At 70.5% G+C, this 13,764-nt stretch carries 14 protein-coding genes; 10 read left to right on the top strand and 4 right to left on the bottom strand.

Features of this window, described 5'->3' with window-relative positions; translation table 11 throughout:
* Positions 1-4 precede the first annotated feature (4 nt).
* A complete protein-coding gene (gene ligD / locus QMK30_RS11510) occupies positions 5-898 on the top strand; it encodes a non-homologous end-joining DNA ligase (RefSeq protein ID WP_283517363.1) in 894 nt (297 codons plus the stop codon).
* 40 nt (positions 899-938) lie between these two features.
* Here ligD and QMK30_RS11505 read toward each other — a convergent pair whose 3' ends face one another.
* Positions 939-1,748, bottom strand: a complete 810-nt coding sequence (locus tag QMK30_RS11505) for an NERD domain-containing protein (protein WP_283517361.1) — start codon at positions 1,746-1,748, stop codon at positions 939-941.
* Between the two features lie 171 nt (positions 1,749-1,919).
* On the opposite strand from QMK30_RS11505, the gene QMK30_RS11500 reads away from it, so the two are divergent.
* The 6 genes from QMK30_RS11500 (at position 1,920) to QMK30_RS11475 (ending at position 8,299) form a co-directional block, all read left to right on the top strand.
* The gene (locus QMK30_RS11500) at positions 1,920-2,246 is read left to right on the top strand and encodes a zinc-ribbon domain-containing protein (RefSeq protein ID WP_283517359.1); all 327 of its coding nucleotides are present in this window, start codon (positions 1,920-1,922) and stop codon (positions 2,244-2,246) included.
* A 355-nt stretch (positions 2,247-2,601) separates the two neighbouring features.
* Complete coding sequence (locus QMK30_RS11495; RefSeq protein ID WP_283517357.1) at positions 2,602-3,441, top strand: hypothetical protein; 840 nt, start codon at positions 2,602-2,604, stop codon at positions 3,439-3,441.
* On the top strand, positions 3,438-4,787 hold the full coding sequence (locus QMK30_RS11490; protein ID WP_283517355.1) for an ATP-binding protein: 1,350 nt from the start codon (positions 3,438-3,440) through the stop codon (positions 4,785-4,787). The genes QMK30_RS11495 and QMK30_RS11490 overlap by 4 nt, the downstream gene beginning before the upstream one ends.
* Positions 4,788-4,921: 134 nt before the next feature.
* Complete coding sequence (locus tag QMK30_RS11485) at positions 4,922-5,305, top strand: SH3 domain-containing protein (RefSeq protein ID WP_283517353.1); 384 nt, start codon at positions 4,922-4,924, stop codon at positions 5,303-5,305.
* Between the two features lie 160 nt (positions 5,306-5,465).
* Positions 5,466-6,845, top strand: a complete 1,380-nt coding sequence (locus tag QMK30_RS11480; RefSeq protein WP_283517351.1) for an FtsW/RodA/SpoVE family cell cycle protein — start codon at positions 5,466-5,468, stop codon at positions 6,843-6,845.
* Entirely contained in the window at positions 6,842-8,299 is a 1,458-nt protein-coding gene (locus tag QMK30_RS11475) for a penicillin-binding transpeptidase domain-containing protein (protein WP_283517349.1), read from the top strand. The genes QMK30_RS11480 and QMK30_RS11475 overlap by 4 nt, the downstream gene beginning before the upstream one ends.
* Positions 8,300-8,317: 18 nt before the next feature.
* On the opposite strand, the gene QMK30_RS11470 is transcribed toward QMK30_RS11475, so the two are convergent.
* The 3 genes from QMK30_RS11470 to QMK30_RS11460 all read right to left on the bottom strand — a co-directional run bounded on the left by QMK30_RS11470 (position 8,318) and on the right by QMK30_RS11460 (position 11,466).
* Entirely contained in the window at positions 8,318-9,184 is an 867-nt protein-coding gene (locus tag QMK30_RS11470) for a hypothetical protein (RefSeq protein WP_283517348.1), read from the bottom strand.
* Between the two features lie 146 nt (positions 9,185-9,330).
* Entirely contained in the window at positions 9,331-10,107 is a 777-nt protein-coding gene (locus QMK30_RS11465; protein WP_502963120.1) for an ADP-ribosylglycohydrolase family protein, read from the bottom strand.
* A 228-nt stretch (positions 10,108-10,335) separates the two neighbouring features.
* Positions 10,336-11,466, bottom strand: a complete 1,131-nt coding sequence (locus QMK30_RS11460) for a ferritin-like domain-containing protein (protein ID WP_283517346.1) — start codon at positions 11,464-11,466, stop codon at positions 10,336-10,338.
* 204 nt (positions 11,467-11,670) lie between these two features.
* Here QMK30_RS11460 and QMK30_RS11455 point away from each other — a divergent pair, with 204 nt between their 5' ends.
* The 3 genes from QMK30_RS11455 (at position 11,671) to QMK30_RS11445 (ending at position 13,734) form a co-directional block, all read left to right on the top strand.
* Positions 11,671-12,600, top strand: coding sequence for an AurF N-oxygenase family protein (locus QMK30_RS11455; RefSeq protein ID WP_283517345.1), 930 nt, complete (start codon positions 11,671-11,673; stop codon positions 12,598-12,600).
* A gap of 77 nt (positions 12,601-12,677) precedes the next feature.
* Positions 12,678-13,409 (top strand): TetR/AcrR family transcriptional regulator, encoded by a 732-nt coding sequence (locus tag QMK30_RS11450; RefSeq protein ID WP_283517343.1) that lies wholly within the window; start codon positions 12,678-12,680, stop codon positions 13,407-13,409.
* Between the two features lie 49 nt (positions 13,410-13,458).
* Entirely contained in the window at positions 13,459-13,734 is a 276-nt protein-coding gene (locus QMK30_RS11445) for a DUF8847 domain-containing protein (RefSeq protein ID WP_283517341.1), read from the top strand.
* Positions 13,735-13,764: the final 30 nt, after the last annotated feature.

Genomic DNA, 13,764 nt, shown 5'->3' with positions numbered 1-13,764 from the left:
TCGTATGTCGCCCATCACCGAGGTGGAGGGGCGGCGCCTCGCGCTCAGCAATCTGGACAAGGTCCTGTACCCGGCCACCGGGACCACCAAGGGCGAGGTGCTGCACTACTACGCCACCACCGCCGGCGCCCTCCTGGCCCACCTCCACAATCGGCCCCTGTCCTTCCTGCGCTATCCGGACGGGCCGGACGGGCAGCGGTTCTTCACCAAGAACCCGCCGCCGGGCACACCTTCCTGGGTGCGGACGGCGGAGGTGCCGCGCTCCGACGACAGGGCGGCGCGGCAGGTGCTCGTACAAGATCTTTCGACGCTGATGTGGGCGGCGAACCTGGTGGTGGAATTTCATACCCCGCAGTGGCAGGCGGATGATCCCGGCCGCGCCGACCGGCTGGTCATCGACCTCGACCCCGGGGCTCCCGCGACCGTCGCCGAGTGTTGCGAGGTCGCGCTGTGGCTGCGCGACCGGCTCGCGGCGGACGGGCTCGGGGCGTATCCGAAGACCTCGGGATCCAAGGGGCTGCATCTGCTCGCGCCGCTGGAGCCGACGCCGTCCGACGAGGTCACGGCGTACGCGAAGGCGCTCGCCTTCGAGGCGGAGAGCGCGCTGCCGCACCTGGTCGTGCACCGGATGACCCGGTCGCTGCGGCCTGGCAAGGTCTTTGTCGACTTCAGCCAGAACTCGGCCTCGAAGACTACCGCGGCGCCATACACGCTGCGGGCGCGGGACGAGCCGACCGTGTCGACGCCGGTGACCTGGGAGGAGATCGAGGCCGGCCCGGCGGATCCTGAGCTGCTCGTCTTCCGGGCCGGGGACATCGGCGCACGGCTCGGGCGGTACGGGGATCTGCTCGGCCCGCTCATCAACCGGAACCGGGCCCGGCCCCTGCCACGAGGGTGAGTGGGTGGCGCTTCAGGCGCGGGGGTAGGTGGGTGCCGCTTCAGACGCGCAGCCAGGTGCGGCGGTCCCGGGCCGACGCGTACAGCGCCTCGATGTCCGCGGGCTTGAGTACGCCGGCGCTGCCGGCCAGCTCCGGGACCTCGTGCTCGCGCAGAATCCATACGTCGCGGAGCAACGGCGCGGGGTCCACCCGACCCGCCCCGACCAGGGCCAGCACCGGGCGCACGGCCACGGCCACTGCGAGCGAGGCGCGCTCGGCCTCGCGGCGGGCCCAGCGCAACTGCGGGAGGGGCTCGGCCCGGCCGACCTGGACCAGCGGGTCGCTGATCCTGACCCGCTGCCTGCCGTTTCCGGCGTGCAGCGTGCGGACGTTGAGTACGCCGCCGGGGCCGATCAGCAAGTGGCTCAGGCACGCGGCGCCGGGAAGCGGAACCGAGTGCAGGACGCGCCACCCGACGCCCTCAAGGCGGTCCAGCTCCTCGCCCATCAGCTGCTGGGCGGCCAGGGCGACGCGGCGCGGGTCGCCCCGGAAGCGGTGCGGAAGGCCGGGGTCCGCCGCCAGCTCAGCGTGCAGGGCCTCGCCGGGGCGATTGGGGGCCAGGTCGTCGTCGGGGGGCAGCGCCAGGCCCGCCAGGTCGGCGACGGTGGGGACGGGGGGCGGGCCGACGGTGACGGGGCCGGTGACGAACGGGGCGAGGGCGGCCAGTACGTCCCGCTCGCCCCCGGCGGTGAGCAGACTGACGCGGCCGGTCTCCCGGTCGTACCAGGCGACGCTTCTGCCGTCGGGCAGGTTCACATACAGCCGCTCCTGCCCTCGGTGCCTCGCCGGTACCACCCGCAGTCCCGTCATGCCCCATCACCCCGCCGCCCATAGGAACAGCCCAGGCACCGCGGGGGCAATATCCCGGTCGGGGCCCGTGGGGAACGCGGTGACCTCGTCAGCCGTTCCTACGAGAGACTGTCGGTCCTGCGCAGGCGAGTGGCCGCGCGGACCGAGAGGGATCGTGGAGGGGACCACAGCATGATCATCTTTGGCACCAAGGGCTATCTGTATCAGCTGGCGATGCTCACGCTCGTGTGCGGCCATTGCGGGAATCCGTCGGCGCACACGCTCAGGAAGCGCGTCAGCAAGTTCACGCTGTTCTTCATCCCGGTGTTCCCGTACTCGACGAAGCACTCGACGCAGTGCACGTTCTGCGGCGCCGAGCAGCAGGTGACGAAGGAGCAGGCGGAGCAGCTTCAGATACAGGGCGGCAGCGGCCCCGACGGCCAGCCGCGGGGACAGGCACAGGGATACGGCCAGGGGCAGGCGCAGCAGCAGCCCGGACAGAACCCCTACCAGCGCTGACCGCAACGGCATCGGGCGGACGGGCGGACAATTAAGGCCCGCTGTTACATAACAGCGCAATAGCGGATACGTAGCGTCCTTGTCATGAGTGCGCCCACCATGCCCCGCACGGCCAGGATCGCGGCCACCTTCACCTCCGCTCCCCTCTCGCGCTCGTCCGGCTCCGCCCCGACGTCACCGTGCGGAGCTCTTCCACCGCCCAGGCCCGCCAGGGCGCCCGCGTGAAGAAAAGCGACTTCCCTCCGCATAAGGTTTACGGTGCGACGAATCGCCTCGAGCTCCGCCTCATCACCCGCGGCGGACGGCACAACACAGACGCGGACGGCACAGCCCGGACAGGGCGGAGAGGGGAGCCTTGAGCACGCACCGCACGGCACGCGGCGCCCTGCTGCCCCTGGCCGCGGCCGCCGCGCTGCTTGCCCTGTCCGCCTGCGGCGACGCGGGCGAGCTCACGAGCGCGGGCGCCACGCCCACCGCGGTCGGCCCCACCCGCCTCTGGCCGAAGCTGCCGCCGGCCACCTCGGACCCGTACGGCCTCGACGAGGGGAACAGGGCATCCGTCCCCGGCGTCGAGGTGCCGGACAGCGATGTCCACCGGGTGAAGCCGGTCGCCGTCGTCCAGGCCGAGGTCAGGGCGCATCCGGGCGAGTACAGCGGCACCGACGGGCTCTACGACGAGACCGTGCGGCAGCTGGGCAGGTGCGACGAGAAGCCCACGTCCTGCCCGGTGCTCACGTCGTACTACCGGGATCTGACGGGCGAGGGCTCGGACGATCTGATCGTCGGCATCAGGATGCCGGAGAACCAGCTGGTCGTACGCGTCTACATGGCGGAAAAGGGCAGGCTGACCCGGATCATGTCCAGCTCCGACTCGGTGATCAGCGTGGAGCTGGCGGGCCGGGACGTGCTCATCCGGGCCACCTCCGGCATCCCCGGATACGAGTACCGGACGGCCTGGTCGTGGGACGACCGGCAGCGCGCGATGTTCCCCACCCATGACGAGTTCCTGCGCGTCGCCCAGGACAAGCACAACAGACCGGACGGGCCCGGCGGACCCAGGACGCCGGACAGGCCGGGCGGGGCCGGCGCGCCGCCCCCAGGTCCGTCGCCGGCATCTCCCCCGGAGTCGTCGCCGGCATCGGCCCCGGAGTCGTCGTCGGCATCGGCCCCGGAGCCGTCGGCGAGTGGTTCATGAGCGCGCGCAGGTTCCGGGTGCCCGCCTGGACCGCCCGGCTCACCTGGAAGGCCGCGGCCTTCATCGCCGTGATGTGCTGCGCCCTCGCGGCGCTGCTCGGCGCGCTGGTGCACGTTTCGGTGACGCACCAGACGGTCGGCCAGGCCCGCGAGAAGGCGCTGACCAAGCTGGAGGACGCGACGCGGGCGTACGAGGCAGGCGATCCGCTGCCGCCCGGCTCCGGCATAGACCCGGCGGCGCTGCCGGCCTCGCTGCGCGCCCTCGCGCTGACCGGCCGACACGGCACGGTGGTCACCGATCACTACGGCCGGCCCACCATGTGGGCGGCGGGCCCCGCCGACGACCGGGCCATCGCGGCCACGATCGACTACAGCCAGAGCGTCAGGACCATCACGGGCCTGGACCGGGCGATCGTCGGCTCCTCCGTCCTCGCCATCGCCGTCACCCTGCTCATCGGGGTCTTCGGGGTCACCCGGGTCACGCGCCGTCTGCACCAGACCGCCACGGTGGCCCGCAGGATCAGCGCGGGCGATCTCGACGCCCGGGTCAACGACCCACGCACAAAGGGTTCTTCACGCCCTCAGGACGAGGTGGCCACGGTTTCCGGGGCGCTGGACACCATGGCCTCCACCCTCCAGGGCAAGCTGCTGAGCGAGCAGCGCTTCACCGCCGACGTGGCGCACGAGCTGCGCACGCCGCTGACCGGTCTGCACGCGGCGGCCGAGCTGCTGCCGCCCGGCCGCCCCACTCACCTCGTCCAGGACCGGGTGCGCGCGATGCGGCTACTGACGGAGGATCTGCTGGAGATCTCCCGGCTCGACGCGGGCAGCGAGAAGATCCAACCTGACCTGCACCGGCTGGGGCCGTTGGCGGAACGCGTGGTGCGCATGGTGCGCGGTTCGGGGGCGGCGGCGGAGGCGTCGGCTTCCGGCGCGGGAGAGCCGCAGCACGCGGAGCCGCGGACGGAGCTGGCGATCATGCGGGACGCGTATGTGGAGACCGACCGGCGGCGGCTGGAGCGGGTGTTGGGCAATCTGCTCGTCAACGCCCACAAGCACGGCCGCGCGCCGGTCGTCGTGACCGTCGACGGCCCGGTGGTGACGGTGCGGGACCACGGTGCGGGCTATCCGGAATACCTGCTGGCACACGGGCCGCAGCGGTTCAGGACCGAGCCGCGCGCCGGGGCCAAGGGGCACGGCCTGGGGCTGACGATCGCCGTGGGGCAGGCGGGCGCGATCCACGCCCGGCTGACGTTCAGCAACGCGCCGGACGGCGGGGCCGTCGCGACACTGACCCTCCCCGAGGCCCCGGAGTCCGACGCACCGGTAAATATCTACGCAGAGTGATGCTTCGCTCGCTTTGCGATCAATAAGTGACGAACCTAGTGTGAAGCGGGCGAGCCGAGAGCCGGTTACGTGGACGGTGATTCTCCGCCGCCCTTCGCCCCGGCGAAGGCCCTCCCCCCTCCCCAGGAGGCAGCATGCCAGTGCAGACCCGCCCGAAGACGCTCCGCAGGCTCGGCCTGTACGCCGCCACCGGCGCCGTCGCCGTCCTCACCGCAGCGGGCCCCGCGCTCGCCGTCGCGGAAGACCCCGCCGGGCCGCAGACCGAGAACGCCGCGTCGCACAAGACGTACAAGGGGCGGGTGACCGCGAAGTCCGGGCTGCTCCTGAGGGACAGGCCCACCCGCGGCAGCAGGATCATCGGCAAGAAGCCGCACGGCGCGATAGTCCACATCTTCTGCAAGACCACCGGCCAGCACGTGAACGGCAACAGCCGCTGGTACCTGCTCACCAACGGCACCTGGGCCTGGGCGTCGGCCGAGTACATCGCGAACATCGGCCCGGCCCCGCGCTGGTGCTGAACCGCTCGTAGCGGTCGCGCACTTCCGCACACCCCACGCCCCGAGAGGTCCCGCCCGCAGTGCGGCGGGCCCCTCGGGGCTTCGGGCCATCCCCACGCGGCGCTCGGCACCAGGTGACATATACGGCCATACACCCCGGCCGCTTGCTACGTTGCCGAGCATGACCGCAACGACGGCGGATGCTCCCCCGCCCGACGTACGCCTCCCCAGGCGTCGCGGCGTCGAGCTGTCGCTCCTCGTCGCCGCCGTCCTCATCTCCGTGTACGGCTACCTCCACGTCGGCCTCGCCAAGAGCAACGCGGTACCGCCCGACGCGATCGGCTACGGCGCGGGCCTCGGCGTCCTCGCCCTCCTCGCCCATCTGGCCGTACGCTTCCGTGCTCCTTATGCGGACCCGCTGCTCCTGCCCATCGCTGTCCTCCTCAACGGCCTCGGCCTGGTGCTGATCTACCGCCTGGACCTGGAGACCCCACAGGACGACGCCGCCCCCACTCAGCTCGTCTGGTCCACCATCGGCGTCGCGCTCTTCATCGGTGTGGTGATCGCGCTGCGCGACCACCGCATCCTCCAGCGGTACGCGTATCTGTCCGTCGCCGCGGCCCTGGTCCTGATGATCGTGCCGATCTTCTTCCCCGCCGTGAACGGCGCGAAGATCTGGATCCGGTTGGGCGGATTCTCCTTCCAGCCAGGCGAGTTCGCGAAGATCCTGCTCGCGGTCTTCTTCGCCGCCTACCTCGCCGCCAACCGCAACGCCCTCGCGTACACCGGCCGCAAGTTCTGGAAGCTCCAGCTGCCCACCGGTCGCGTGCTGGGCCCGATCGTGGCGATCTGGCTGATCAGCGTCTGCGTACTCGTCCTGGAACGCGACCTCGGCACCTCGCTGCTGTTCTTCGGGCTCTTCGTGATCATGCTGTACGTCGCGACCGGCCGCACCGGCTGGATCGCGGTGGGCCTGATCCTCGCGGCCGTCGGCGCCTTCGTGGTCGGCTCGCTGGAACCTCATGTCAACAGCCGCGTCGAGGACTGGCTGCATCCCTTCGCCTCCATCGACGCGGGCGAGGGTCCCGGCCAGCTCGCCCAGTCGCTCTTCGCGTTCGCCGCAGGCGGCATGCTGGGCGCCGGTCTCGGTGTCGGCCACTCCATCCTCATCGGCTTCGCCGCCAAGTCCGATTTCATCCTGGCGACGGCGGGCGAGGAGCTGGGCCTCGTCGGGCTCACCGCGATCTTCATGCTGTACGCACTCCTGGTGGCGCGCGGCTACCGGGCGGGCCTGGCCCTGCGCGACCCCTTCGGCCGGCTCCTCGCGATCGGCCTCGCCTCGATCCTGGCGCTCCAGGTCTTCGTCATCGCAGGCGGGGTGATGGGGCTGATCCCGCTCACCGGCATGGCCCTGCCGTTCCTCGCGCAGGGAGGTTCCTCCGTGGTCACCAACTGGATCATCGTGGCGCTGCTGATTCGGGTCAGCGACTCGGCCCGCAGCCCGCACCCCTCGACCGTGGAGACCGGAGAGATCGCGCCGATCGTGGAGGACGAACAGTGATCCGCTACATCCGGCGGGCGGCCGGCTTCTGTCTGGTGCTGCTCGTGGCGCTGCTGCTGAACGCCGCCCGTATCCAGGTGTTCGAGGCCGACTCGCTCGACCACAATCCCGCCAACCGCCGCCAGACCATTGCCCGTTACGACGAGAAGCGCGGCAACATCCTGGTCGACGGCAAGCCGGTCACCGGCTCCCGGGACACCGGTGAGCAGCTGCGGTTCGAGCGGACCTATCCGCACGGCCCGCTGTACGCGCCGGTCACCGGGTACGCCTCCCAGACGTACGGCACGACCTTCATCGAAAACGCCGAGGACGACATCCTCTCCGGCACCGACCCGATGCTCGCCCCGCTGCCCTTCTGGAACGAGATCACCCGCTCCCAGCAGCCCGGCGGCAACGCTGTCACCACCATCAAGGGCGCCGTCCAACGGGCCGCGTACGAGGGTCTCGGCGGCAAGAAGGGCGCGGTCGCCGCGATCGAGCCGTCGACCGGCAAAATCCTCGGCCTGGTCAGCAGCCCTTCGTATGATCCCCAGCAGCTCGCCGGGACCGGGCCGCCGGTCACGGACGCCTGGGCGCGGCTGACCGGTGCGTCGAGTCAACCGATGCTCAACCGGGCGATCCGGCAGACCTACCCGCCGGGCTCCACCTTCAAGATCGTGACGGCGGCGGCCGCGCTGGACTCGGGTGTCGTGGAGGATCCCGACGCCGCCACGAAGACACCCGATCCGTATGTCCTGCCCGGCACGAGCACCACGCTCCCCAACGAGGCGAGCGGCTGCGCCAACGCGTCGCTCGCCGACGCCATCCGGGTCTCCTGCAACACGGTGATGGCGAATCTGGGGGTGCGAGTGGGGCTGGCGGGAATGCTCGACACGGTGCGGGAGTTCGGCTTCAACAGCACCAGCCTCAAGATCCCCTCGGGGGTGGCCGCCAGTAACTTCGACACCCGCATGAGCGACGACCAGCTCGCGCTGTCCTCCATCGGTCAGTACGACACCACGGCCACGCCGCTCCAGATGGCGATGGTGGCGGCGGCGGTCGCCAACGACGGCGACCTCAACTCCCCCTACCTGGTCGACAAGACGACAGCGTCGGACGGTGATGTTGTCTCGCAGTCCGGTACGGACTCCCTGCACCAGGCCATGGAGCCGGGCACCGCCATGGCACTCCAGCGCATGATGGTCGACGTCGTGGAGAGCGGCACGGGCACCAACGCCGCTATCCCGGGGGTCACCGTCGGCGGCAAGACCGGCACTTCGCAGCACGGCATCGACAACTCCGGTACGCCGTATGCCTGGTTCATCTCCTGGGCGCAGAAGGACGGCGACGGCCGGCCGACGGTCGCGGTCGCGGTTGTCGTCGAGGACGCGTCGGCCGATCGCGCCGACATCAGCGGCGGCGGCAGCGCGGCGCCGATCGCGCGGGCGGTGATGGAGGCGGCGCTGGAGGACTGACCGCCTCCCGCGGCGTGATCAGCCGATCGGCTTCCGTACCTCGTCGCGCACCTTGACGGTGGTCTCGGCGACCTTGGCGAGGTCGACGGAAGCGGGGTCCTGCTTGGAGGTCTCGGGGGTGACCTCGGCGACGGACGCGCCCGTGTTCCCGTCGGCCCAGGCGCACATCGGCAGGGTGACGGTGACGCCGTTCTGCGTCGTGGTCAGCACCTGGCAGCTCAGCGTCACGTCGGAGCCGGCCGGGGTGATCTCCTTGGCCGGTACGACCACGGTGGCGCCGTTGCCCTTCGCGGCGCCGTCCAGCATCTTGCCGCGTGCCTCGTCGGGAGCCTTGAACTGCCCGTACATGCCGGAGACGACCACCACACTCGGCGCGAGCGGCGAACCGGCGCTGTACTGGGCGACCGCGGCCTTCGGGTCACGGATGTCCGGGTCGTAGCTGCCCTCGACGACCTTCTTGCCCTCGGTCTGCGACATGTCCTGGGCGAGCTTGTACCGGCCGTCGAGCAGGGTCGGCGGCACGGTGAGCTTGTACTCGGCGGCGGGGAAACTACCCCCGCTGCCACTGCCACTGCCGACCAGCTTGTACACGGCGAATACGAGCCCGCCCACGACCACCACCAGCACGACCGCGATGATGCCGAGCACCTTGCCGGTCCGGCTCCTGGCCGGGGGCGGGCCCATCGGCGGCTGCTGCCAGGCGCCCTGGCCCGGGTAGGGCCGGCCCTGCTGTCCCGGGTGCCCCGGGTACGGCTGCTGCTGGGGGAACTGCTGGGGCGGGTAGGGCTGCTGCGCGTACGGGTTCGGAGTCGGGTTCGGGTTCGGATTCGGCGGCTGCGAGGGTCCGTACGGGCCTGAGGGCTGCTGAGGCGGCGGCATGGTCATGAGCGAAACTTACTTCACCCTTACGACCTCGGGGGCAATAGCGCGCGGCTCCCGACGCCCTGCGACTCCGCCTCCGGCGTTGTCGTCGGTCGACGCCGCTCGCTGATCCACGCTCCATTGCCCCCGAGGTCGTTACCCCGCGGCCGTCACACGAGCGACTCCCGCCGCTCCAGCCACACCTCGGGCATGGCCCCGACTCCCGTACGGGCAGCGACGATCCCGCCGGTGATCGCACAGGTCGTATCCACGTCCCCCAGCCCCTCCGCCGTGGACCACAGCGCAGCCTCCAGGTTGTCCGGGTGCCGCGTCGCCGTCCAGAGCGCGAACGGCACCGTGTCGTCGGCCCGGATGCGACTCCCGCTGCCGAGCACCTCGGCCGCCTGCCGGGGCTCGGCGTCCAGCGGGACGGTCGCGGCGCGCAGCAGGCCGTCACGGACCGGGCCTTCGGGGGTGCGTTCCGCCACGGCAGGCAGCGAGAGCTCGCCGCGCACCGAGAAGGCCGCGGCCACGGCGACGGCCACCGCGCCCGCGATGCCCTGCGGGTGGGCATGGGTGACTTGGGCGGACAACACGGCCTGCTCCACGACGCGTTCGAGATCGGCGGAGAACCATGCCCCCAGCGGCGCCACCCGCATCGCCGCGCCGTTGCCGAGGCTGCCCTCCCCGCCGAAGAGCCGCCGGGTGAGCTCGGGCCAGGCCGACGCGTCCTCCATGAGCTGCGGCAGCAGTTCGTGCATGCCGCTGCCGTAGCCGCGCGCCTGGTCGGCCATGAAGATCAGGGAGAGCGACCTGGCGAGCGGGGTCTGCCGGATCTCGCCGTGTTCGTCGAGCACCCGCATGATGCCGCGCGCCATCGCCGTGTCGTCGGTCCAGGGCCAGTGCGGCTCCTCGGGGACCCGGCGCGCCACGATCTCGTCGTACACCGTCCCCCTGTCACGGAAGGGGGGGGAACCAGCGCTCGCCGAAGGCGTCTCCGAGGGCGAGGCCTTCGAGGCTGCGGCGGGCGGCCCGGGTGTTCGCGGTCGTCGTCATGAGTGCCATCGTGCCGCGCCGGCGTCCGGACGTACATCGAATACCCGCGCATCCGACACCCGAGCATCCGACGGGCCCGGTCAGCTGGAGACCTGCGCCTCCTCCTCCGCCGCGCCGTCTCAGGGGAAGATCTGGACCCCGGCCTCCTCCGTCGCGCCGTCGGCGATCGCCTGGTCGATCTCGGCGAGCCGGTCGTGCTCCTCCGCCTCGAAACGCTCCTGATCGAGCTTTTCCGCGATCTCCTCGTCCTCGCTCATCAGGCGATCGAGGTTGGAGTCGCCCATGTCGAAGACGCCCATGTCGAGGTAGGCCTTCTGGAGCCGCTCGCCCCACAGGCCTATGTCCTTGACGCACGGCACGATGCGGCTGAACAGCAACTTGCGGAAGAGGTGCAGGAATTCGGACTGCTCGGAGAGCTCCTCGGCCTCCTTCTTGGGAATGCCGAAGTTCTCCAGGACCTCGATGCCGCGCAGCCGGTCGCGCATCAGGTAGCAGCCCTCGATGACGAACTCCTCGCGCTCCTTCAGCTCGGCGTCCGACAGCTGCTTGTAGTAGTCGCGCAGCGCCATCCGCCCGAAGGCCACATGCCGGGCCTCGTCCTGCATGATGTACGCGAGGATCTGCTTGGGCAGCGGCTTGTCCGTGGTGTCCCGGATCATGCCGAAGGCGGCGAGCGCCAGGCCCTCGATGAGAACCTGCATACCGAGGTACGGCATGTCCCAGCGGGAGTCGCGCAGGGTGTCGCCGAGCAGCGACTGAAGGTTGTCGTTGATCGGGTAGAGCATCCCGACCTTCTCGTGCAGGAAGCGGCTGTAGATCTCCGCATGCCTGGCCTCGTCCATGGTCTGGGTCGCGGAGTAGAGCTTCGCGTCCAGATCGGGGACGGACTCCACGATCCGCGCCGCGCACACCATCGCGCCCTGCTCACCGTGCAGGAACTGGCTGAACTGCCAGGAGGCGTAGTGCCGCCGCAGGTCTCCCTTGTCGCGCTCCGTCATCTTCGCCCAGTGCCGGCTGCCGTAGAGGCTGAGGGCCTCGTCGGGGGTGCCGAGCGGGTCGTACGGGTCGACCTCCAGGCTCCAGTCGATGCGGGTGGCGCCGTCCCACTGCTTGTCCTTGCCCTTCTGGTAGAGGGCGAGCAGACGGGCGCGACCCTCGTCGTACTCCCAGCTGAAGCGGGCTGCGCCGGAGGCCGGCACCTGCCAATGCGGGTCCGACGGGGGCTTGGTGTAGAGCTCGTGCGTCGACACTGACGACTCCTTCGCCTCTTGTCCCAATATCCCTTACCAGGACGGAATCCCTTATCAGGACGGACAGTTGGCAGACTCACACGTTGGTAGACGGGCGGTCAACAAGTCGTGCGCGAGGGATTGACGAGCTTGCTGACAAGCGGTCTCATAAGAAAGGAACACAAGTGTGACCGCCGGTAACACCCACCCGTGAGGTGCCCAGCCATGACGACAGTGACCGATCACGACACACTCAGGGACGCGCTCGGCCTCCTCAAGGACCGTGAGCAGGTCGCCGAGCGCCTGCTGGAGTCGTCCGCCAAGCACTCCTTCGACCCCGACACCGAACTCGACTGGGAGGCACCGGTCGAGGAAGGCAAATGGTTCTGGCCGCCGGAGCTCGTTTCGCTGTACGACACCCCGCTCTGGCACAAGATGTCCGAGGACCAGCGCATGGACCTGGCCAGGCACGAGGCCGCCTCGCTCGCCTCGCTCGGAATCTGGTTCGAGATCATCCTGATGCAGCTGCTGGTCAGGCACATCTACGACAAGCCCGTGACCAGCAACCACGTGCGCTACGCGCTCACCGAGATCGCGGACGAGTGCCGCCACTCGATCATGTTCGGGAAGATGATCGAGAAGGGTGGAGCGCCCAACTACCCGGTCCCCAGGCTCTATCACAACCTCGCGCGCGTCCTGAAGACCGTCTCGACGACGCCGGGTTCGTTCGCGGCGACGCTGCTCGGCGAGGAAATTCTCGACTGGATGCAGCGGCTGACCTTCCCGGACGAGCGCGTCCAGACGCTGGTGCGCGGTGTCACACGCATCCATGTGGTGGAGGAGGCCCGCCATGTGCGGTACGCCCGTGAGGAGTTGCGCCGCCAGATGGTGTCCGCGCCGCTCTGGGAGCGCGAGCTCACCCGGGTGAGCTGCGGAGAGGCGGCCCGCGTCTTCTCCACGTGTTTCGTGAACCCGAAGGTGTACGAGAACGTCGGGCTCGACCGCCGCCAGGCGATCGCACAGGTCAAGGCGAGCGGCCACCGCGCGGAGGTCATGCAGAACGGCGCCAGGCGGCTGACCGACTTCCTCGACGACATCGGCGTACTCCAGGGGGTCGGACGCAAGCTGTGGAAGAGCTCGGGGCTACTCGTCTAGGCGCAGCGGCAGTTGCTCACACACACGCCCGTGCGACCGCCCGGGGAGCCGGCGGCACGCGGGGATACGCTGCGGACATGACCACGGCAGCGACCCCCACCCCCGCGTACCGCAGGCTCGGCGTTGCGGAGCGCCGCTCCCAACTCCTCGTCGCCGCCCTGTCCCTGTTCGCCCACCGGGCGCCCGAAGAGGTCTCGCTCGACGAGGTGGCCGAGGTGGCCGGGGTCTCACGGCCGCTCATATACAGGTACTTCCCGGGCGGCAAGCAGCAGTTGTACGAAGCCGCGCTCGGCTCCGCCGCCGACGAGCTGAAGCTCTGTTTCGCCGAGCCGCAGACCGGGCCGCTGACCCGGCGGCTCGCCCGCGCCCTGGACCGCTATCTGACGTTCGTCGACGAACACGACACGGGCTTCAGCGCGTTGCTCCAGGGCGGCAGCGTCGCAGAGACGTCCCGCACGACCGCGACGGTCGACGGGGTCCGCCGGTCCGCCGCCGAGCAGGTCCTGACCCACCTCGGGCTGGCCGGGACGGCGGGCCCGAGGCTGCGGATGATGGTCCGAACCTGGATATCGGCCGTCGAGGCCGCCTCCCTGATCTGGCTCGACGAGGAGAAGCAGCCGCCGGTCGCCGAGCTGCGCGACTGGCTGGTCGACCATTTCGTCGCGCTGCTCACCGTGACGGCCGCCACCGACGAGCAGACGGCCGTGGCGACCCGGGCGGCCCTGGCCCTGGAGACCCCGGACGGTTCGGCCGGGGTATTGGCCCGCCGGGTGCTGCCGGTCGTCGCCGAGGCCGCCCACCTGCTCTGAACGGGGAGGGCTGCGGGCTCCCGGCCCGTCGGCCTGGGAGACTGGCCGGGTGAGAAGCGAGAACACGCCCTTCGTGGGCGGCCCCCTGGACGGGCGGGTGCTGCCGGTCCTTGTGGGGCCGACCGGGCAGCCGCCGAAGTGGTACGAGGTGCCCGTGCCGGACGACGCGGGTGGAGCGCCGACCGTGTACGCGTATCTGCGGGTCCCCGCCGGGTACTCCAAGCGGCTGGGGCTCCAGCGGGGCTGGAAGTACGAGTACGCGCCGGACGGACGTGGGCGGCGTGAGCTGAAGTGGCCCTGGTCGAAGCCCGACAGCAGCACATAAGATCGGCCGCTGTGCCGGTTGTGGCCGATG

Source organism: Streptomyces sp. H27-C3 (assembly GCF_030063415.1).
Lineage (GTDB): Bacteria > Actinomycetota > Actinomycetes > Streptomycetales > Streptomycetaceae > Streptomyces.
Note: the sequence above shows the minus strand (reverse complement) of the source record. Positions and strands in the feature narration are given on the sequence as shown.